This is a genomic window from Fodinicola feengrottensis, from assembly GCF_039530045.1.
GTDB lineage: Bacteria > Actinomycetota > Actinomycetes > Mycobacteriales > HKI-0501 > Fodinicola > Fodinicola feengrottensis.
Map to the genome: position 1 here is coordinate 207,739 of NZ_BAAANY010000038.1, position 19,701 is coordinate 227,439.

Sequence of the window (19,701 nt, forward strand, 5' to 3'; positions counted from 1 at the left end):
GAACGTATGTTCGATGAAAGGGTAGGGTGGTGACTATGCCGCCCGATGCCCTCCTCGATCAGATCGTTCGCACTCAGCGCTTCACCTTTGGAGTCCCTGACAAGTTCACTGTTACCGCGGATGGCGCGGTGGTGCTGTTCCTGCGCAGCAAGGCCGGCGACGATCCGGCGGACTGCTTGTGGGCGCTCGACGTCGACGCCGGCACCGAGCGCCTGCTGGTCGATCCGATCGACCTGCTCGGCAGCCGGACGCAGGGCATCGGCGCGTACGCGCTCGCCGAGGCCACTGGCCAGATCGCGTTTACGCTGGCTGGTGGCCTGTGGACGGTGCACCTGGAGGGCGGCCCGGCGCAGCAGCTGCCGACCGAGCGGCCGGTGGCCGACCCGCGCCCGGATCCCACCGGCCGCCGGATCGCCTACGTGAGTGCGGGCGTGTTGCGGGTGGTCGATGTGGACGGGATGGGCGACCGTACGATCGCGGCCCCGGATGGGCCGGAGGTCACCTACGGTGTTGGCGAGCTCAGCGACCGTGGCTTCTGGTGGGCCCCGGACGGCATCGGGCTGCTGGTCCTGCGAGTGGATCCGGCCGGCGTCGAGCAGCGGTATCTCGCCGATCTGGCCGAGCCGACACAGGTGCCGCCGACCGTTCGCTACGCGGCAGCGGGAAAGGCGAATGCCGAGGTCACGCTGTGGATGCTCGGGCTCGGCGGCAGTCGCACGCAGGTGCGATGGGACCGGCACGCCTTCGAATACGTGGTGGCCGGAGGTTGGGACTCGCACGGGCCATATGCCGCTGTGCAGTCCCGCAACCAGCGGACGGTCCGCTTCCTCGGCGTCGAGCCGTCCGGGCGTACGACGGTGCTGAGCGAGCAGCGGGACGACTGCTGGGTGCAGTTGATCCCGCAGCTGCCGGCACGGACGGCATCGGGCGCGCTGGTCGGGCATGCCGACCTGCGAGGCACCCGGCATCTGACGGTGGACGGCGTCGCCGTCACGCCGGCCGGCGTGCAGGTTCGGTCCGTGTTGGGGATCGAGGACGAGACGGTGTTGTTCACCGCCTCGGAAGAACCGATCGAGACGCACCTGTGGTCGTACCAGCCCGGCAAGGGTGCCCGGCGGCTCAGTACTGAGCCGGGCCTGCACTCTGGAGTCGGGCGCGGCGGCACGCTGGTGCGGGTCGCTCGCCGGCTGGACCTGCCGGGCGGCCGGGCCACCGTGGTGCGGGACGGGAAAGCCGCCGGCCAGATCACCTCGCTGGTCGAACGGCCGGCGCTGGAGCTGCATGCGACTTCGCTCGTGCTGGGGCCGAGTGAATTACGTGCGGTGCTGTTCCGGCCGTCCTGGCACCGAGCCGGCCAGCGGCTGCCGATCCTGCTCGACCCGTACGGCGGCGGGAGCTATCAGCGGGTCACCGCTGAGCTGGAGTGGCGGTCGCTGGTGGCGCAGTGGTTCGCGGAGCGGGGTTTCGCGGTGCTAGTCGCCGACGGTCGCGGCACACCAGGCCGCGGCCCGGACTGGGAGCGGGCCGTCTACGGCGATCTTTTCGGGCCGGCGCTGGAAGATCAGGTGACCGCGGTGCGGGAGGCGGCGCGGTTGCACCCGGACCTCGACCTCGCCAGGGTGGCCATTCGCGGCTGGTCGTTCAGCGGCGCGCTCGCGATGGCGGCCGTTCTGCGGCATCCGGAGGTCTTCCACGCGGCAGTGGCCGGAGCGGGCGTCACCGACCAGCGGTTCTACAACACGCACTGGCGGGAACGGTTCATCGGTCACCCGGACGAGTTCCCGGAGCGGTACGAGGCGGCCTCGCTGATCCGGGATGCGCCGAAACTGAGCCGACCGCTGTTGTTGATGCATGGTCTCGCGGACCGCAACGTCTTTCCGCTCCACACCTTGCGGATGTCGCAAGCGCTGCTGGCCGCCGGCCGCGATCACGAGGTGCTCCTGCTGCCCGGCATCGGCCATCGACCGATCGGCACAGCCGTGACTCGGCAGCTGCTGCGGCACCAGGTGCGCTTTCTTCGGCGGCAGTTGGGTGTGGAGAGCCGGAACAACGGCCACAATACGAGGAATGACATGGTCTCCCCGTAGCGGTCTGCCGGTGCCGCGCCGAATGATGCTGAGCTTCGGGCTTTTCGTCCTTTTCGCGGCGCCGCGTCGTTCTCGCACGGTACGACGCTTCTCGGCTTGCTCGGCATCGGGTTGGAGGCGGCCAACACGGCACCGTCCTCTTTCGGATATGTGTTGATGTTTCTCGGAGTCGCCGGTGTCGGCTATCCGATCGTCCGCTCGGTCCGACGGACCTGGACCGCCGATCGTGCGCTGCTATAGCCAGTTCCGGCGTTTGAACACCAGGTAGAGGGTCACGCCCAGCGCCAGGATAATCCCGCTGCTGAGCAGGAATCCCCATTCCTTGCCGAAGCCGGGATAGGGCACGTTCTGGCCGAAATAGCCGGTCACCGCGGTCGGAATGGCGATGATCGCGGCCCAGGAGGTGAGCTGTTTCATGACGGTGTTCAACCGGGCGTCCTGAAGTGACAGATTGGTCTCGAAAATCGCCGAGACCATGTCCCGGAGAGATTCGGTCCACTCGGCCGCACGAAGGACATGGTCGTAAAGATCGTCGTACCAGGAGTCGAGCTCGCTGGCGGCATGGATGTCCTTCCGATGCCGCAGAACCGCGTTCACGACCTCGCGCATCGGGAGCACCACGCGGCGCAACTCGACCAGGTCTTTGCGGGCTTGGTAAGTGCGTTTTTGGACCTCTTTGTTGCCCGCGTGGTCGTCGAACAGGACGTCCTCCAAAGACTCGATGAGGTCGTCGAGACATTGCACCGCATCGAAATGCCCGTCGACCACCTCGTCGAGCAGTCCGTGGACAAGAGCGCCGACGCCATATTTCAACAGATCGGCATTGTCGTCCCAACGTTCTGTTACCTGGTTGATGTCGAAGCCGACTTCGGTGCCGGTACTGTGCCGGACCGTGATAATCCCCCGGTGCAGCACAAAGGCAGAGATCCTGCTGATTTCCAGAGCACTGCTCGCGTACGGACTCTTGCCGGCCGGCTCAGGGAGAGCGATGGAGTAGACAGTAAGGAAAGTATGAGTGCTATAACGGGTCGCCTTGGCCCGCTCCTTTCTGGCGATGGCGTCCTCGACCGCGTGCGGGTCAAGGGAAAGCTCCTCGGCCAGGTCGGTCAGGTGCGCCAGGTCGGGGTCATGCAAATCGACCCAGACCAGGCATCCTTCCTCGTCCAGGTAGTCCGAGATCAGCTCGAACGGGAAATTCTCCGCTTCCAACACGCCATCGCGCCACAGGCGACTGCGTACCACGCACTGGCTTTCACTCATCTCCCCAGTGTGCCTCACGCGACCACCGCCCGGCCGTGCGCGTTGGGGCAGGTCGTCGTATCGATGGGGCGAGGGAAGACGTCGGATCGGTACGATGCCGAAAGATTGTCCGGCACTGTCGAACGCAGGAGGTCCTTCGGTGAGTTGGCCGCCCACTGTGCCGTTTTGGCAGGTCACCCAACGGATGGGATTCCAGCCGGTGCCGGCCGATCTCGCCGAGTTTTCCCGCTGGGCCGGCTATCTCTGGTACGGGCCGCCCGATCCGTCTGGTCAGTGGCCGGGGGTGGTGGTGAAGTCCGACGAATGGCGCGGAACGGTGGACGGGGCGGGTGTCTCGGTGATCCAGCTCGCTCAACTGAAGGGCTACCATCGGTCGTATACCCTGCTCGACAGTGCTCTCAACGCCGGCCACACCGAGCTGTTTCTCGGCGTCCGAGTGTCGTTGCGGCACTCGGCCGGCACCGGGAAGCTGGTGGCGAACCGGCTGTTCCCGGTGCCGATCGTGCCGCCTCCCACCATCGTCGAACATTTCTCCGTACTGACCAGCGAGATCCCGCTCCTCGAGCTTTTCGCCGACCTGGGCGTGCAGAATGTGCTTTCGAATCTTCTCGACACCTGGATTTCGGTCTATTACGAGACTCTGGTCGTCCACATGCCAGATTTCAACGACCCGAGGGTTGAGCAGCGATTGCATACCGTGGTAGCGCTCGCCGCGGCCATCGACGCGTACCTCGACCGGCAAGCGCCAGCCTGACGTACGAGTCGAGGCGGCGGTCAGTCTATGACCTTGATTTTCTTCATGGTGGGCTGTGAAATGACGCGGGCGACGCCAGGAATGCCGATGATTTTGCCGGTCTGGAAGGCCTCGTACGCGGCATAGTCCGCGACCAGCACGCGCAGGTAGTAGTCCGGAGTGCCGAACATTCGCCGGAAGTCGACGACCTCGTCGTACCCGGCAATGGTCTTTTCCAGGCCCGCCAGCGTCTTCAGGTCGCTGACCGAGACCTCGATGGAGACGATAACCTCCAACGCCCGGCCGGCCGCCGTCGGGTTGATGCGAGCCCGGTAGCCGGTGATGACCCCGGTCTCCTCGAGCCGCTTGACCCGCCGCAAACACGGTGGGGGAGTGAGACCGACGCGCTTGGCCAACTCGACGTTGGTCAGCCGGCCGTCCAGACTGAGGTGAAACAAAATATCACGATCGATCTCGTCGAGTGCCCGTTCATTGCTCATTCGTCCATTCTACGGTCATATTTCGAAACCAAATAAGGCGGAAAATTCTCTAGAATTACGATGTGCCAACATCACCATCTGAAAGCTCTCGTACGAACGACCTCGCGCTGGCGCTCAAGGACTCCGGATCGGTTGGGCTTGGCGCCTTCCCGATGGGAGTGGCGTTCGGGGTGCTGGTCGTCCATTCCGGCCTGCGCTGGTGGTGGGCGAGCGTCTTCTCGGGCTTCATTTATGCCGGTTCGCTGGAGTTCCTTCTGCTGGGATTGGTGCTGGCCACCGCGCCGCTCGCGTCGATCGCAGTGACCGCTTTTCTGGTGAATTTCCGGCATATCTTCTATTCCCTGTCCTTCCCGCTGCACCGGGTGCACGGCCCGCTGGCGAAGGCTTACAGCACTTTCGCGTTGTCTGACGAGGCGTACGCGGTGACCGCCAGCGCGGCCGCCCAGCGGTTCGCCCGACGCCGCATCCTGTGGCTCCAGGTGTTCATCCACCTCTACTGGGCCGGCGGTGCCACCACCGGTGCCCTGCTTGGCTCGGTGATCCCGGCCAGCGTCACCGGCTTGGACTTCGCGGTCACCGCCCTGTTCACTGTGCTCGCGATCGACGCCTTGCGCGCCCGGCGGGACATCCGCACCGCGGTCCTCGCCGCCGGATGCGCCCTCATCGCGCGATGTGTCTTTCCCGGCCAGTTGTTGCTGGTCGCCTTCGTCCTGTTCACCGGCGCCCTGCTGACTCGATATGCCCTCGTACGGAAGAAGCCCGAGCATGCCTGACGCCGGCTACCTGATCGCGGCGGTCGCCATCGCGGTGATCGTCACGTGGACGCTGCGAGCCGTGCCTTTCGTGGTGCTCAGCCCGCTCCGCTCCAGCCCCCTGATCGCCTATCTGAACACCGCGATGCCGATGGGCGTGATGGTCATCCTCGCCACGTACACCCTGCGTGCGTTCAGCCCGTACGTGCCTGGCAAGGCGTGGCCGACGGTGCTGGCGCTCGCCGTGACGGTGGCGCTGCACCTGTGGCGACGCAACGTCTTGCTGTCCATCTTGGCCGGCACCGCGGTCCACGTCGCCCTGGCTAGCACTGTCTTCGCCCCTTGACGGGCCGGTCCGCCGTTAGATCGCTGTTGCATGGTCATGCAGCGATGTGCATAATAATTCCCATGTCCAAAGTGCTTACCTCCCTGCCCGTCGGCGAGCGTGTCGGCATCGCGTTCTCTGGCGGCCTCGACACGTCCGTAGCGGTCGCCTGGATGCGCGCCAAAGGCGCGGTGCCCTGCACATACACCGCCGACATCGGCCAGTACGACGAGCCTGACGTCGGCTCGGTGCCGGGCCGTGCCGGCACGTACGGCGCGGAGATCGCCCGGCTGGTCGATTGCCGGGCGGCCCTGGTGGAGGAGGGGCTCGCGGCGCTGAGCTGCGGCGCGTTCCACATCCGCTCCGGCGGCCGCGCGTACTTCAACACCACGCCGCTCGGGCGAGCGGTGACCGGCACCCTGCTGGTACGCGCGATGCTCGAAGACGGCGTGCAGATCTGGGGCGACGGCTCGACTTTCAAGGGCAACGACATCGAGCGGTTCTACCGGTACGGGCTGCTGGCCAACCCGTCGCTGCGGATTTACAAGCCGTGGCTGGACGCCGACTTCGTCACCGAGCTCGGCGGCCGCAAGGAAATGTCGGAATGGCTGGTCTCGCACGACCTCCCTTACCGCGACAGTACGGAAAAGGCGTACTCGACCGACGCGAACATCTGGGGCGCGACGCACGAGGCCAAGGCGCTTGAGCACCTCGATGTGGGCATTGAGCTGGTCGAACCGATCATGGGCGTGCGGTTCTGGGACCCGGCGGTCGACATCGCGACCGAGGACGTCACGATTGGCTTCGAACAGGGCCGTCCAGTGACGATCAACGGCAAGGAGTTCGGCTCGGCCCTGGATCTGGTGCTGGAGGCCAACGCGATCGGCGGCCGGCACGGCCTGGGCATGTCCGACCAGATCGAGAACCGCATTATCGAGGCCAAAAGTCGGGGCGTGTACGAGGCGCCGGGCATGGCGTTGCTGCACGCCGCGTACGAGCGGCTGGTCAACGCGATCCACAACGAGGACACCCTCGCCAACTACCACAACGAGGGCCGGCGCCTGGGCCGGCTGATGTACGAGGGACGCTGGCTCGACCCGCAGGCGCTGATGGTGCGTGAGTCGCTGCAGCGCTGGATCGGCATGGCCGTCACCGGCGAGGTGACCCTGCGGCTGCGACGCGGCGAGGACTACTCGATCCTGCACACCACCGGACCGGCGTTCAGCTATCACCCGGACAAACTGTCGATGGAGCGTACCGAAGACTCGGCTTTCGGCCCGGTGGACCGGATCGGCCAGCTCACCATGCGCAACCTCGACATCGCCGACTCGCGGGCGAAGCTGGAACAGTACGCCGGCATGGGCATGGTCGGCAGCTCACACGCGGCCCTGATCGGCGCCTCGCCGGCCCCGCCAACCGAGCTGATCGGCGCGATGCCCAAGGGCGGCGCCGACACGATCGCCTCCCGCGGCAAGGTCTCCGGCGACGATGAACTCCTCGACCGCGCCGCCATGGAATTCGGCACCGATTAACGTGTCTTCGTTGTTGGTCATGGAGCTATCCAGCATTTTCTCGAAAAAAGTGCCTGATTCTTCCATGATCAACGACATCGATAGTGCGTGCCAGCAAGGAAGTGGTGCCGCTCAGGGTGAGGCGTACTGGGCTATGCCGTGGCCGAAGGACCAGTCGATGGACTCGTTTTCGGTGAGGGTGACGAAGACATTCCGTGGTTCGGTTTCCGCGTACTCCTCCGCCAGTTCGGCGATGCGCCGGTAGAGGGCCTGCTTCTGGCTGGCCGTACGTCCCGATCGCATCGTGATCGCGACATAGACGATTCCGTCGTCGCGGTGGATGCCGAGGTAGTCGTCATAGCGCAGCGTGCTGTCGGTCCCGTTGTGGCTGGTCAGGATCTGGAACCGGTCATTGGGCGGGAAGCCGATCGTCTCGACCAGGGCCTCATGTACGGCACGGCCGATCGCGTCGAGCCGGTCATTGTCGGCGTGTAGTGCATCAATGCGAACCAAGGGCATGTCGTTCGAATCCCTTCCTTTGTCACTCCGTACGTACTAGTAGGTACAATACGCTATCGACACACGACGGCTACTGCTCCCAGTGGCTAGTGAGGTTTCTGGACAGAGGCTGTTACGGCCACGTGGGGGCCCGGTCGATGGTCCTGGATCCGCACTGACAACGATGGCCACGCGGTGGTCAGGCGGGCCAGGTCGTCGACCGGCGGGGCGCTCAGGGCGCTGTCCGGGCGGAACCGTACGGTCGTGCCGGTCGTCCCGTCCGGTTCGATCGGGACCAACTCGGTGACCGGCACACCCTGCTCGTACCGCTGCGTCCACGCGCCACCCTCGCGGCGGTTGGTGTGTACGAGCCAGTCGCTGAGCGCCGCGACGACGGACATGCCACGACGCGGTTCGCCGTCGGGCAGCGGCGGTGCCTCGGGGAAATCGAAGAAACGGAGATCTTTTGTTGCCATCACGGGCTTTCTGATGGCCCGTCCGTGGTCGTCGAGGCGAGTGTCGGTGCCTCTCCCGTCGTCGGCGACGGATACCGAGCCGTCCGGATGCAGGGTGACCACGCATTGTCCGCGGCCGGTGTGTTCGGCCTCGTCGGCGGCGTAAGCGACGACCTCCAGCACGAGGTGCCGAACGCCGCCGGGAGCGAAGGTGCGCGGGTCCTCGCGGATCCCCTTGAGATGGGCGAGGTCCACCGCGCTCGCCCAGTCGTGGGTTGTCGTAAGGGACCTGATTTCCGCCTCGTCCATGCCGAAAAGTGTCCCAGCTTTAGTGGATCTTGCCCGTACGGCTGCCCGAATTTCCGGGACGCTGGCCGGAGGCGTCGCATAGGCTCGCCGGCGGCGGAGTCGTAGCGCAGAGGTCGTCGCGCCTTGTCTGCGAGCAGGAGGACGCCGGTTCGAATCCGGCCGGCTTCGCCCCACACCTGACGAGGAGGCGGCTTGACGGACGACGCGCCGCCCGGCATGCCCGTACGCTGTCCGGCAATCACTCATCCGGAGGTCGGGCTCGCCGATCCCGCCGACTTCGACGCACTGCTGGACCGGCTCGCGAACGGACAGCCAGTCACCGAGGTGGAGCGCTTCGATCGCGGTTTGGTACGCCCTGACGGACGCGTTGACCTGTGCAAACAGGGGATCGGGTCGGTTCAGGTCAAGCGCGTGGTGCAGGCCGCCGTACGCTCACCGCATGCCGTACACCTGCTGTTGGGGACGAACGGATTGGGCGCGGCCGGGGCGGCCGCGGTCGCTGAAGGCCTGACTCCAGGGCACCAGATCCGGACGGTCTACCTGGGGTGCAACCGGATCGACGCCGACGGGTTGGCGGCTCTCGCCGACCGAGTGGCCACCGACCGGACCGTACGGGCGTTGTGGCTCAAGCGAAATCCGATCGGCGACGCCGGGGTGGTTCGGTTGTCCCAGGCGTTGCGGGAAAATACCGCGATCCGGACGCTGGACCTGGTCAACACCGGCTTGGGGCTGGCCGGGCTGGACGCGCTCGCGACAACGCTGGCCGAGCGGCCGCTGCGCCTCGAGCGGCTGTTTCTGGGCGGCAACGGGCTGCGACCTGACGCGGTGCCGATGCTGGTACGAATTATCCGGGACGGTGGCGTGCGTGAGATTTATCTGGCCGCGAACCACCTCGGCGACGACGGGACCGCTCAGCTGGCCGCGGCCGCTGAGCCGTACCAGATGACTTTTGGCCTGGGTGGCAACAACATCCGCATTGACGGAGTACGAGCGCTGGCCGCGAACATGGGTCGCTGGCGGACCCTGGACCTGGGGCCTCGGCTGTCCGAGCGGCCGCTGGGCGCGGTGTCCAATGTGGTCGGTGACGAGGGAGCGGCGGTTTTCGCGGCCGCGTTGCCGGGCAGCGAGCTGCGCCGGTTGGACCTGCGGCGGTCCGGGATCACCGGAGTGGGCGCGAGATTGCTGCTCGCGGCGGTCGAAGCCGGCACCAATCTGACCTATCTCGGGCTGCTCGGAGATGTACCGAGGCGGATCAAGCGGGCGCTCACCGCCGCTTGTGGGCCGGTTGAGCCGCCGCACGAGGACATTGGTGCGATCGCGAGTGCTTACCGGTGAGCAATGAGGACCCTTCGGAGCTGAAGGCGTGGCGGCGGATCCGGCGGTACGCCGTGCCGCGGCAGATGATTGACGAATGCACTCTGGCCCGGTACGAGGGTGACTGGCAGGCGACCTGTGCAGCCGGTCGGGTGGACGTTGCTTTCCACCCCGGCGACCTGCGGACCCGGTTCGGCGTGCGGCAGGCCGAGCGGCTGGCGGCGGACCTGCGTTCCTTCGCACCCGACCTGCTGCGTTGGCACCTGCCCCGCGCGATGGGCGGCTACACCACGGTGCTGACCGATGCCCAGCTCGTGTTGTGGCCGGCCGCTGTGCCCATCAAGAGGACGACACCACTGCTGGTCGTACGGACTCCGAAAAGCGTGCTGGGTACTCAGCGGCTCGTGCTCGACATCGTGCTGAACAAGGAGCTGCGCAACCACGCGATCCACGTCGCCGCGCATCGATGGGACGTACGCGCGGCGGCCGAGCTGCGGACGGTCGTCGGCGGGTCGAACGATCGGTTGCCTCGGTTCGCCCCGGACGGCACCCCGCTGCCGGTACGGCAATGGGGAGCCGGCGACGACATAGCGGCTCGTACGGAACGCGTCCTGGCTCATCTCGAGCGCGGTGAGGACCAGGCTGCTTGGGAAGCGGCGGGCATCGCGTTGACTATGGCCTTCAAGGCTGGGAAGGTGCCGCCCTGGTGGCATCGGGAACCCAATCTCACGCTGATGGGTGCTCCTGTCGACCCCACCGCGATCGTGGCGGAGGTTCGCAGCCTGGCGGCGAACCGCGGCGAGTCCAGCTGGGCGTTGACGCTCGACTACCTGACCCGTTTCCGCCTGGAAGTCGAGGCTGCTACCGGCGCGGTGACGGCCCGGTTCCAGCCCTACGAGGGCCGCGAAAGCCCATTCGACAAGCTCCCGCGGATAACCTCACAGTTCATCCGTCGGCTCCCCGACCTGGACTTGATCTGGCAGGGCCGGATGACCGCTGGCGAGCTGCATCCGCTCGTACGAGACGCGCTGTTTCCGGCCGCGCCGCCGGCCGGTGCCGAGCCAGCACCAGAAGCGATCCGCGTTCGTTGCGGCACTGACTGGCATTTCGTCGGTCAAGACTCCGGCCGGTTGCGGATTGCCGAACATGACGATGCCGAGGTCCAGCGCGAGCGGGTGATGCGGGCGCTCGGTGGCCCGATGGGCGGTTGTTTCGCGGTAGATCAAGCGTGGACCGCACCCGTTGGCCGGCTGCCCAAGGAACTGCATCGCCAGCGTCAAGGCCTGTGGATGCGGATGCTGCACGGCGGCACACGTACGGCGGTCGAGCTGCTCGACACGGGCATGCCCCCGCAGCTGTGCGACGGCCGTGGACGGACCCTGTTGCACATGCTCGGGACGTACGATCACGCCGTTTTGCTGCCGCGGCTGCTGGCGGCGGGTCTCGACGTGGACCTTCGGGACGGCGAGCTGCAGACGCCACTCGCGGTGGCTGTGTCGGAGGGCTGGCCGCCGGCCGCGATCATCGCGCTCGTCGACGCCGGTGCCAACCCACACCTGACGGTCGCGAACGATATGTCTGTCCTGGATTACCTCGACCGCGTCCTGCCCAGCCGTCAGATCAGCAAGAACGCTGACTTCATGGCCGCTGTCGAGTACGTCAGGAAGCGGGCGTGAGCGCGGACCAGCTGGCCGCGGCCGACGCGCTCATCGACGCGCTCGGTGCGACTCGCACCGAGCCGGCGGTCGATGCCGGTGCGGCGGCCCTGGCGTTGGCCGTCGCGGCGAACCTGCCGGTGCTGCTGTGGGGCGAGCCGGGCATTGGCAAGTCGGCCACGTTAAGCCAGCTCGCGACCGGTCTGGGCGTGCCGATGGAGACGGTGATCGCCAGCGTGCACGAGCCGTCCGACTTCGCCGGCCTGCCGATCGTCGGCGATGACCCGGGCACGCACGGCGTACCGATGGCCCCGCCGGACTGGGCGGTGCGGCTCGCCCGGCACGGTCGTGGCGTGCTGTTCTTCGATGAGCTGTCCTCGGCGCCGCCGGCGGTGCAGGCGGCCTTGCTGCGTGTCGTCCTGGAGCGTCGGGTGGGCAGCCTGACCCTGCCAGCGGCGGTACGGATCGTGGCTGCCGCGAACCCGCCGGCCAGCGCCGCCGACGGATGGCATCTGAGCCCACCGCTGGCCAATCGGTTCGTCCATCTGCATTGGACGCACAACCCGCGGGTAGTCGCCCGCGGACTGGCCGGGACCTGGCCCCACATCGCGGTCCCGACCATCGACGCCGCGCTCGCCCCGAGCGCGCTGGCCCGATCTCGCGGGGTCATCGCTGGCTTCCTGACCGCCCGGCCCGGACTGGCCCACCAGCTGCCGTCGGATGCCGAAAGCCGCGGTGGTGCGTGGCCTTCGCCGCGTACGTGGGACATGGCCCTTCGGCTGCTGGTCTTCCATTTGTGCGCTGGTACGTCCCGAGACGCGCTCAGCACCGCGTTGACTGGCGCGGTCGGGGACGGGCCTGGCCTGGAGCTGACCACGTATCTCGAAGAGCTGGACCTTCCCGACCCGGAGCGGGTCCTGGCCAACCCGGAGGCTTTCGCGTTGCCTGATCGAGGCGACCGCCAGCTGGCCTTCCTCACCGCGGTGGTGGCCGCGATCGACGCCGAGCGGACGCGGCCGCGGTGGGAGGCTGGCTGGGCCGTGCTGGCGAAGGCGGTCGACGCGGGCGTACCGGATGTTGCCGCGCGGGCCGCCTTCGACCTGGCCCGGATGCGGGAGCCGGGGTGGCCGGTGCCGGCGGCCGTCGACGCTTTCGTCGACCTGCTCAGCGCCTCCGGCTTGCTCGCCCATGTCCAGTGAGGTGCCGCTGGACCGGGTGAAACTGCTGGCCGCGCGGTTCCGGGCGAGCAGCGACCGGCCGTACCTGGCGTCCGCCCTCTACAGCCTGACCGTGGTGCCGACGACGGCGATTCAGACGATGGGCGTGGACCAGCATTGGAGGTGTTACGTGTCGCCGGCGTTCGTCGAACAGACATCGGTGACCGAGCTGGTCGGCGTGTGGATCCACGAGGTTGCGCACTTGCTGCGCGACCACCATGGGCGAGCAGACCGGTTGACCGTACGCGACCACCATCGGGTGAACCTCGCGCAGGACTGCGAGATCAACGACGACCTGCTCGCGGACGGCCTGTCGCTGCCCGCCGGGCGGATCGAACCAGCGACTTTCGGGCTGCCGACGGGGAAACTGTTCGAGGAGTATGTGCTGTCCATCCCACCGACACCGGACGCCCCGAACTGCGGCTCCGGCGCGCACGGGCAACCGGCGCCGTGGGAGTCCACCGGGCCAGGGGTCGGTGCGGTGGAGGCGGCGACCATCCGGCGGCAGACCGCTCAGTCCGTGCGGGCGAGCGTACGGGCGCGTGGACGGGTGCCGGCGGGATGGCGCCGCTGGGCGGACGGCGTACTCGAACCGGTCGTGGACTGGCGGCGAGCGCTCACCGGTGCCGTCCGCGAGGCCACCGCCTGGGCGTCCGGAGCCGTCGACTACACGTACCGCCGGCCATCCCGGCGGGGTGCCGCGCTGCGTGGGGTGGTGCTGCCGAGCCTGCGCCGTCCGATGCCGCGGGTCGCGATCGTGGTCGACACATCCGGTTCGATGGGCGACGACGCGTTGGCCAGCGCGTTGGCCGAGGTCAACGGGGTCCTGCGGACCGTTGGCGTTGGCCTGAACCGGGTCTCGGTGCTGGCCTGCGATGCCGATGTGCAGGCCGTACGCCGGGTGTCGACGGTCGGTGAGGTGGTCCTGGCCGGAGGCGGCGGCACCGACATGCGGGTCGGGATCGACGCGGCGCTGGCCGCCGCCGAACGGCCACACGTGGTGATCGTGCTGACCGACGGCTGGACGCCGTGGCCAGAGATCGCGCTCACCCAAACCCGGGTCATCGCCGGACTGGTGGGTGACACGCCGCCGGCGCCGCCGGTCTGGATCGAGTCGATCCGGATCGGGGACTGAGTTACCAGTCGACGACGCGGTAGTCCTTCAGCAGCACACCAAAAGGCGGCTCGCCGGCCTCGCCGCTGACGATCGGGTGGTAGATCCGAGCGGCGCCGTCGATCACGTCCAGTGGCGGTCGCCAGCCGGTCGCCGCGGCGGCTGCCTTGGCCGGCATCGGCTTCTCGTCGGTGATCCAGCCGGTGTCGACGCTGCTGACGAAGACGCCCTGGCTCGCAAGTTCGGCCGCACTCGTACGGGTGAACATGTTCAACGCGGCCTTGGCCATGTTCGTGTGCGGATGCGCGCCGGACTTGTAGCGGGCCGCGAACCAGCCCTCCACGGCCGACACGTTCACCACGTATCGCCGCTCGTGTTCGGACCCGAGGAGCAGCGGCAGCAACCGATCGATCAGCAGGTACGGCGCCACCACGTTCACCAGTTGAACTTCCAGCACCTCGACCGGGTCTACCGCACCCACCCGAGCGGTCCACGAGTTCGCGGTCGCTGGATCCGGCAGGAATCCGCTCGCGTCAACGGCTCGTACGGGCAGCTGGCCCGGTGCCTGACCAGCGGTGATCTCCTTTTCGGCGCGCTCACCCGCGACCAGCGGCGCGTACGACCACTGTGGCCGGCGGACTGTCTGGGCGGCGTTGTTGACCAGGATGTCCAGCGAGCGCCCGTCGTCCAGCAGTCGTTGGGTGAGATCGAGGACCTGCTGGGGGGACCGCAGGTCGATCTCGGTGACGGTGAGCCTGCCGAGGTGCTTCGCGGTCTCCGGGTCAGCGGCGAACCGGGCCGCCGCGTCGGCCGGAAAACGAGTGGTGACGGTCACCTCGGCACCGTCGCGGAGCAGCATCCTCGCGACGTGGAACCCGATTTTCACCCGGCCACCGGTGACCAGCGCGCGCCGCCCGGTCAGGTCGGTGCCGGCGGTCCGCCGGGCGTGGTTGTCGGTGGCGCAGGCCGCGCACAGCCAGTGATAGAAGGCGTGGACTTGTCGGTACGGCGACTTGCAAACGTAACAGCGGCGATCCCGGTCAAGTGCCCTGGGTCGTTTTGGGTGCGCGGGTTCAGCATGCCCAGCCAGGTCCTCGATCCGGTCGGTGGCTCCCAACCCGGTCGAGGCCACCACCGACCGCCCAGCGGTCGCGCTGGCCCGCCGGCGCTCGGCGCGACGGGTGCGCTGTGCGTCCTTCAGGAGCCCGTCGACGGCCCGTTGCACTCGTACGCGCGCAGGGTCGTCGACCGGTAGTTCGCGCACTCTGGCCAGCACATCCAGGGTGAGCTCGAGGTCGGAGTCATCGATCACGCGGGACCGGCCGGAGTCGAACCGGCGTCCTCCTCGGTGACGACGAGGCGCGACGACCTCTGCGCTACAGTCCCAGGCCGCAGCAGACCCTACCCGCCCATTGTGGTGCCGCGACGGAAACGCCCGTACGGCTGCATGAACGCGCATATTAACAATCGTCATCGGATCGTGTTGGTGGATGTCACGACTTTTCCAGGGACGGTCCGGGGCGGCTGAGCCCCGCTAGGCTGGCCGACTGTGACCGCATCGACCGCTGTGCGTACGACCCTGCCTCCCGGACCGCGGCTGCCGGCCGGTATCCAGACACTGCTGTTTGGCTCGGCCCGGCACGAGTATTTTCCGCGCTGGCAACGCCGTTTCGGGCATACCTTCACCGTTAGCCTGGCCGCTGGCCGAAAATTGGTGGTGATTACCCGGCCGGCGGACATTCGTACGGTGTTCGCCGGTTCGGCCACGGTTTTCCACGCTGGCGAGGCAAACGACGTACTGGCGCCAGTGTTGGGGGAACACGCGATCGTACTGTCCGACGGCGACGCGCACCAGCGCCTGCGGCGATTGGTGATGCCGGCGTTCACCGCGGCGGCGCTGCGCGGCTACCAGGACTTGATCGGCCAGGTGGCGATCGCCGACGCCGAGAGCTGGCCGACCGGGCAGCTGGTACGAGCGCATGACCGCATGCACGCGCTGACGCTGGAAGTCATTCTGCGGGTGGTTTTCGGCGTCAGTGAAGAAGAGCGGCTGGCTGTGTTGCGGCCGCTGGTCACCGATGTGGTCAACGGCCAGCACGCTGCCGTGCTGGGTGGGTTTTTCCCGCCGCTGCGGGCATTCCGCCGGTACCGACGGTTCCAGGCCCGGCGTGCTGAGCTCAATGCCTGGCTGGACGGAGAAATCGCCGACCGGCGGCGGGCTGGCGCGGTCGACGGCACCGACGTGTTGTCGCGGTTGCTGCAGCCGGCGGACGGCGAGCTGTCCAGCGCCGAGTTGCGTGACCAGCTCTTCAACCTTCTGTTGGCTGGCCACGAAACCACCGCGACCGCGCTCGGCTGGACGCTGCACGAACTGGCCCGCCGGCCGCAGGTGTTGCGCGCCGCGCAGCGGGCCGCCGACGACAACGACGAGGACTATTTGATCGCGCTGGTCAAGGAGGCCACTCGGCTGCACCCGGTGATTTACGTGATCGGCCGCCGGCTGGCCCAGCCGGCGCAGGTGGGTGACTACCTGCTGCCGGCCGGCACGGTCGTCGCGCCTGGGATCGGTCTTGTTCAGGCAGCTGAGGAAAACTACCCCGAACCCGCCGAGTTCCGGCCAGCGCGTTTCCTGGACGGCCAGCCAGCGACCAACACGTGGATTCCCTTCGGTGGTGGCGTACGCCGCTGCCTTGGTGTCGGTTTCGCCCAGTTGGAAGCCTCCCTGGTGTTGCGGGAGGTGCTGGCCCGGTACGACATCACCGCCGACCGCCCCGCGCCGGAGGCGACCAGGGTGCACGGCATGACCATGATGCCGGCAGGTGGTGCGCAGGTCCGGGTCAGCGCTCGACGGTGACGGTGATGCCCGGTTTCAGCCTACGCAGACCACATCGGCGCTCACCACGCCCGGACTTGTGGTCGAGTTGTAGGCATAAACTCGCCAGCCCTCGCTGGGGTCGGGGTACGAATCGGTGATAAAGGTGCCATCGCCGCCGCCGCCGCCACCGCTGGTCACTGATGTCCCAACGGGGCAGTAAACCACCGCTGTCGCGACGTGACCAGGTGCGACGTCGGAATAGGATCCATTCAGGACCTGATAGCTACCGTTATAGCCACCGCACATCGCCTGTGTCGTGATCGTGCGCTGCACACCGTCCAGATTGTGCATGCCGTACCACCACGAGTTCGCGGACGGGTACGGATAGGTGACCGCATGGTTGTTGATGGTGTCGGAAAAGCCGCCGCCACCGAGCACCAATTCATTGGGCGCGCAGGTGGCCGCCACTCCACCGGCGCCGTTGGCCGGAAGCAGGTCTTTGCCCCGGACCTGCCGATACGAGTTGAGTCCGTTGACGCAGACCGCGTTCACTGTGTACGTGGCACTGACCGAAGAGTTATTGCTGACGGTCACCTGCCATCCCGCGCCGTTGTCCAAGGCGTAGCTGTCGTGCGGGAAAATGCCGCCGGCGCTGGTGTTCGACTCGCCGCCGCCAGTGGCCACCATTCCGGCCGGGCAGTCGACCCACGCTTGATAAGCCTCGTACGGCCCAATGTTGAGAGGGCCGTACAATATTGTGCTCTTCTCGTAGTTCGGGCGTACGACGGTTTCCGGTCTCGGCGCTGGATTCTCTTTTGTCGACGAGCCCTGCGGAGCCGGTCGGGCTGGTCCAAATGATGTCACGTTGGTGTGCAGTCTGACCGCGCCACCGTTGCCCTGCGTGGCGGGGCGTGGCAGCGGCGCGGCGCCGGCGGGCGCGGTCATGGCTCCTATTCCCAGCACGGCTGTCGTGGCTGCGATCAGGATTCCGCGAGTGAGTTGTCGGGCAGTCACCAGGTTCCTTTCCAGTTGGCTATGGGGTGGATTCTGTCGTCCGCTCTTCCTGATTGGACAGGTACGAATCCAGGAACCAGCCGGAAAACAATCCCGGCTGGCCGGCCATCCGGAGCGGCTTCCACGGATAGGGCTGGGTATCGTAGAGACATGGTCGGAGACTCCGCGCAGCGGCTTGCCGTCGCTCATGTGGTCGAGCGTGCCGAGGGGGAGCCGGCAGGCTCGGAGTTTCGTGTCACGCTGAATTTCCATCCGGACCGACTGGTGAGCGGGTTACCGATCCTCGCGGCGATGGCCAGGGACGGCAGCTATCGTTCGCAGTTCGAGACCGGCACCAGCAATGGCGGCCTGACCGCGCATCCCGGCGGTGACCGGTGGCGGTGGGAGAGCCGACTTTTTGGTGCCGCGTACGACAACGAGCCGCCCTCCGAGCGGCCGAAATACGGCGCCCTCAACTTCCGCCGGCGGGCCATCGGTGGTTCGCCGCGGTTTGGCTCGGCGCATCTTCGACTGGCCGACCACACTCTGCCGCGGACGACTTTCTGCTATCCCGACAGCTTTTTCGAGCCGGTTCATGTCGGGGTCGTGGACCGACTGTCCACTGTGGTCGCGGTGGCCGCCGCGGATCAGAAGGACTTTCTCGACGACTATGTCGAAGCGCAGGTCCACGGGCCAGTGCGGTTCACCCATGACGTCGAGGCGATGGTGCTGGACCCCTGTTATCGGGGCACCGAGGTGGAGAAGCTGGCCGCGGGCCTTGGATGCCCGATGGAGTGGCACGGCGGTTTCCGGCTGTCGGTCGACGAAATGCGCCGACATCCGGACTATCGCGGGTCCGAGTACGTCGAACTCGGCGAGAGCCTGGCCCTGGACGGCCAGCTCGATCCGGCGATCATTGGCGCGGCCGCGCGCAGCGGTCGGCACGACGAGCAAGCATTAAAGCGCGTTTGGCATTACCTGGCACGTTTCGGTACGTCGGAATTCGCTCGCTAACCTTCCGGACGCCTTTCCGGGCCGCCAAAGGTGCTCGTTCGTACGGCCTGCGGGCCCTGCGTGGGACGGCCGGGATCGGATACCTCTTTGGAGGCTGTCGATCGGCAGCCACTCACCACATCCCGGAGGTCCGATGAAGCGCAGACCCTTCCTCGCCAGCGTGACGCTGCTGGCCCTCGCTTTCTGCTCGCTCCCCGCCTCGAGCGCTTTCGCCGCGCCAGCTCAGCCCACGGCCGTACGTTCGCAGTCGAACGCGGGCGGTGGCGCGGTGGTCGTACGCAAGGGGAAGAAGGTGTCGCTCGCACCGACCGCAGGTCCAATTTCGACCGCCACCAAGGCAAAGCTCACGGCCGCCGCGCCCGACAGCTGGACGAAGTCCGTCTACACCTACGGGCCGATCACCCTGCAACCCGGAGACTGGGGCGACGGGTGGGTAAACTGCCCGTCCGGCATGGTGGCCACCGGCGGCGGCGAGTCGAACACGAACGTCGGTGGCATCACCGTCCACAACACGTACGCGATGGTCAACGGATCCGGTTGGGAAGTGAGAATCACCAACCGCGCCACAGCGGCTCTTTCGATTACTTTCTATGCGGTGTGTTATGGCGGCCTGACGAGCTACCACCAGGAGCCGGCGAAGGCTCTCGTCGGCGCGAACACTTCCGCCAGCTTGTCGGCATCGTGCCTGAGTGGGGACCAGATCTTCAGCGGAGGTGGCTGGTCGGACACGACAAACACCCTGATCGGCACGTACAAAGCGGGCGACATCTATATGGGATGGAGTTTCTTCGTCCAGAATTTCGATGCCACCGCGCAAAGCATCGGTGCGCAGGCGGTCTGTGGGACCGGCGTGACCAGCCGATTCGTAGAGACGGACTACACCGTCATCGCGCCGGGTACGAACGGATTCGCGCGCGTTGCCTGCCCACCGGGGACGTTGGTGCTCGGCGGCGGAGGTGGCGGCACGGCCCGGATCACCGACGCCTATCCCGATGGTGAGGGATGGCGCATTTACGGCCAGAACGACTCCCAGCAGAACGAAAGTGTCCTGAGCATGGCCCAGTGCGCGAGCTAGGAACCTCTTGGAGCTCTTCCCCGAAGACATAGTCCAGCCGCGCGGTCTTCGTTGTTGATCATGGGAAAATCCCG

Annotated in this window: 19 protein-coding genes and 2 tRNA genes; 14 read left to right on the forward strand and 7 right to left on the reverse strand. The window is 67.0% G+C overall.

Features of this window, described 5'->3' with window-relative positions; translation table 11 throughout:
* Window positions 1-35: 35 nt before the first annotated feature.
* Together ABD301_RS36560 and ABD301_RS36565 are read left to right on the forward strand one after the other, a co-directional pair.
* Window positions 36-2,087 carry a S9 family peptidase gene (locus ABD301_RS36560; protein ID WP_344314724.1) on the forward strand — a complete coding sequence of 684 codons (2,052 nt, stop codon included), beginning with the start codon at window positions 36-38 and terminating at the stop codon, window positions 2,085-2,087.
* A 96-nt stretch (window positions 2,088-2,183) separates the two neighbouring features.
* Window positions 2,184-2,327 carry a hypothetical protein gene (locus tag ABD301_RS36565; RefSeq protein WP_163568891.1) on the forward strand — a complete coding sequence of 48 codons (144 nt, stop codon included), beginning with the start codon at window positions 2,184-2,186 and terminating at the stop codon, window positions 2,325-2,327.
* On the opposite strand, the gene ABD301_RS36570 is transcribed toward ABD301_RS36565, so the two are convergent.
* A complete protein-coding gene (locus ABD301_RS36570; RefSeq protein WP_163568890.1) occupies window positions 2,322-3,347 on the reverse strand; it encodes a magnesium transporter CorA family protein in 1,026 nt (341 codons plus the stop codon). The genes ABD301_RS36565 and ABD301_RS36570 overlap by 6 nt on opposite strands.
* A gap of 139 nt (window positions 3,348-3,486) precedes the next feature.
* Between ABD301_RS36570 and ABD301_RS36575 the strand changes: the two genes are divergently transcribed.
* Window positions 3,487-4,101: a hypothetical protein gene (locus ABD301_RS36575; RefSeq protein ID WP_163568889.1), complete on the forward strand. Its 615-nt coding sequence runs from the start codon at window positions 3,487-3,489 to the stop codon at window positions 4,099-4,101.
* A 20-nt stretch (window positions 4,102-4,121) separates the two neighbouring features.
* On the opposite strand, the gene ABD301_RS36580 is transcribed toward ABD301_RS36575, so the two are convergent.
* Window positions 4,122-4,580: an Lrp/AsnC family transcriptional regulator gene (locus tag ABD301_RS36580; RefSeq protein WP_344314725.1), complete on the reverse strand. Its 459-nt coding sequence runs from the start codon at window positions 4,578-4,580 to the stop codon at window positions 4,122-4,124.
* A 62-nt stretch (window positions 4,581-4,642) separates the two neighbouring features.
* On the opposite strand from ABD301_RS36580, the gene ABD301_RS36585 reads away from it, so the two are divergent.
* The 3 genes from ABD301_RS36585 (at window position 4,643) to argG (ending at window position 7,189) form a co-directional block, all read left to right on the forward strand.
* A complete protein-coding gene (locus ABD301_RS36585) occupies window positions 4,643-5,353 on the forward strand; it encodes an AzlC family ABC transporter permease (RefSeq protein WP_279580604.1) in 711 nt (236 codons plus the stop codon).
* The gene (locus tag ABD301_RS36590) at window positions 5,346-5,678 is read left to right on the forward strand and encodes a branched-chain amino acid transporter permease (RefSeq protein WP_344314726.1); all 333 of its coding nucleotides are present in this window, start codon (window positions 5,346-5,348) and stop codon (window positions 5,676-5,678) included. The genes ABD301_RS36585 and ABD301_RS36590 overlap by 8 nt, the downstream gene beginning before the upstream one ends.
* Before the next feature lie 62 nt (window positions 5,679-5,740).
* Window positions 5,741-7,189 (forward strand): argininosuccinate synthase, encoded by a 1,449-nt coding sequence (argG, locus tag ABD301_RS36595; protein WP_344314727.1) that lies wholly within the window; start codon window positions 5,741-5,743, stop codon window positions 7,187-7,189.
* Window positions 7,190-7,300: 111 nt separating this feature from the next.
* On the opposite strand, the gene ABD301_RS36600 is transcribed toward argG, so the two are convergent.
* Both ABD301_RS36600 and ABD301_RS36605 read right to left on the reverse strand, forming a co-directional pair.
* Complete coding sequence (locus tag ABD301_RS36600) at window positions 7,301-7,687, reverse strand: tautomerase family protein (RefSeq protein WP_344314728.1); 387 nt, start codon at window positions 7,685-7,687, stop codon at window positions 7,301-7,303.
* 86 nt (window positions 7,688-7,773) lie between these two features.
* Window positions 7,774-8,430, reverse strand: coding sequence for an ATP-binding protein (locus ABD301_RS36605; protein WP_163568886.1), 657 nt, complete (start codon window positions 8,428-8,430; stop codon window positions 7,774-7,776).
* 95 nt (window positions 8,431-8,525) lie between these two features.
* Here ABD301_RS36605 and ABD301_RS36610 point away from each other — a divergent pair.
* The 5 genes from ABD301_RS36610 to ABD301_RS36630 all read left to right on the forward strand — a co-directional run bounded on the left by ABD301_RS36610 (window position 8,526) and on the right by ABD301_RS36630 (window position 13,751).
* Window positions 8,526-8,598 (forward strand) — tRNA-OTHER (locus tag ABD301_RS36610).
* Window positions 8,599-8,622: 24 nt separating this feature from the next.
* Window positions 8,623-9,765: a leucine-rich repeat domain-containing protein gene (locus ABD301_RS36615; RefSeq protein ID WP_344314729.1), complete on the forward strand. Its 1,143-nt coding sequence runs from the start codon at window positions 8,623-8,625 to the stop codon at window positions 9,763-9,765.
* A complete protein-coding gene (locus tag ABD301_RS36620) occupies window positions 9,762-11,420 on the forward strand; it encodes an ankyrin repeat domain-containing protein (RefSeq protein ID WP_344314730.1) in 1,659 nt (552 codons plus the stop codon). Before ABD301_RS36615 ends, ABD301_RS36620 begins: the two co-directional genes overlap by 4 nt.
* The gene (locus ABD301_RS36625) at window positions 11,417-12,598 is read left to right on the forward strand and encodes an AAA family ATPase (protein WP_344314731.1); all 1,182 of its coding nucleotides are present in this window, start codon (window positions 11,417-11,419) and stop codon (window positions 12,596-12,598) included. The genes ABD301_RS36620 and ABD301_RS36625 overlap by 4 nt, the downstream gene beginning before the upstream one ends.
* On the forward strand, window positions 12,588-13,751 hold the full coding sequence (locus tag ABD301_RS36630; RefSeq protein ID WP_344314732.1) for a vWA domain-containing protein: 1,164 nt from the start codon (window positions 12,588-12,590) through the stop codon (window positions 13,749-13,751). The genes ABD301_RS36625 and ABD301_RS36630 overlap by 11 nt, the downstream gene beginning before the upstream one ends.
* Before the next feature lies 1 nt (window position 13,752).
* On the opposite strand, the gene ABD301_RS36635 is transcribed toward ABD301_RS36630, so the two are convergent.
* Together ABD301_RS36635 and ABD301_RS36640 are read right to left on the reverse strand one after the other, a co-directional pair.
* Window positions 13,753-15,042, reverse strand: coding sequence for an SDR family NAD(P)-dependent oxidoreductase (locus ABD301_RS36635; RefSeq protein ID WP_344314733.1), 1,290 nt, complete (start codon window positions 15,040-15,042; stop codon window positions 13,753-13,755).
* A 1-nt stretch (window position 15,043) separates the two neighbouring features.
* Window positions 15,044-15,116: transfer RNA gene (locus ABD301_RS36640), tRNA-Asp, on the reverse strand.
* 163 nt (window positions 15,117-15,279) lie between these two features.
* Between ABD301_RS36640 and ABD301_RS36645 the strand changes: the two genes are divergently transcribed.
* The gene (locus ABD301_RS36645; RefSeq protein ID WP_163569677.1) at window positions 15,280-16,584 is read left to right on the forward strand and encodes a cytochrome P450; all 1,305 of its coding nucleotides are present in this window, start codon (window positions 15,280-15,282) and stop codon (window positions 16,582-16,584) included.
* A gap of 15 nt (window positions 16,585-16,599) precedes the next feature.
* On the opposite strand, the gene ABD301_RS36650 is transcribed toward ABD301_RS36645, so the two are convergent.
* Window positions 16,600-17,559: a hypothetical protein gene (locus tag ABD301_RS36650; protein WP_344314734.1), complete on the reverse strand. Its 960-nt coding sequence runs from the start codon at window positions 17,557-17,559 to the stop codon at window positions 16,600-16,602.
* 150 nt (window positions 17,560-17,709) lie between these two features.
* On the opposite strand from ABD301_RS36650, the gene ABD301_RS36655 reads away from it, so the two are divergent.
* Complete coding sequence (locus ABD301_RS36655) at window positions 17,710-18,552, forward strand: DUF3626 domain-containing protein (protein WP_344314735.1); 843 nt, start codon at window positions 17,710-17,712, stop codon at window positions 18,550-18,552.
* A gap of 133 nt (window positions 18,553-18,685) precedes the next feature.
* A complete protein-coding gene (locus ABD301_RS36660) occupies window positions 18,686-19,627 on the forward strand; it encodes a hypothetical protein (RefSeq protein ID WP_344314736.1) in 942 nt (313 codons plus the stop codon).
* Window positions 19,628-19,701 lie beyond the last annotated feature (74 nt).

Coding starts and splice junctions, on each gene's coding strand:
- ABD301_RS36570 (WP_163568890.1), bottom strand. CDS start 3,347: ATGAGTGAAAGCCAGTGCGTGGTACGCAGTCGCCTGTGGCGCGATGGC.
- ABD301_RS36580 (WP_344314725.1), bottom strand. CDS start 4,580: ATGAGCAATGAACGGGCACTCGACGAGATCGATCGTGATATTTTGTTT.
- ABD301_RS36660 (WP_344314736.1), top strand. CDS start 18,686: ATGAAGCGCAGACCCTTCCTCGCCAGCGTGACGCTGCTGGCCCTCGCT.
- ABD301_RS36590 (WP_344314726.1), top strand. CDS start 5,346: ATGCCTGACGCCGGCTACCTGATCGCGGCGGTCGCCATCGCGGTGATC.
- argG (WP_344314727.1), top strand. CDS start 5,741: ATGTCCAAAGTGCTTACCTCCCTGCCCGTCGGCGAGCGTGTCGGCATC.
- ABD301_RS36630 (WP_344314732.1), top strand. CDS start 12,588: ATGTCCAGTGAGGTGCCGCTGGACCGGGTGAAACTGCTGGCCGCGCGG.
- ABD301_RS36560 (WP_344314724.1), top strand. CDS start 36: ATGCCGCCCGATGCCCTCCTCGATCAGATCGTTCGCACTCAGCGCTTC.
- ABD301_RS36600 (WP_344314728.1), bottom strand. CDS start 7,687: ATGCCCTTGGTTCGCATTGATGCACTACACGCCGACAATGACCGGCTC.
- ABD301_RS36655 (WP_344314735.1), top strand. CDS start 17,710: ATGGTCGGAGACTCCGCGCAGCGGCTTGCCGTCGCTCATGTGGTCGAG.
- ABD301_RS36605 (WP_163568886.1), bottom strand. CDS start 8,430: ATGGACGAGGCGGAAATCAGGTCCCTTACGACAACCCACGACTGGGCG.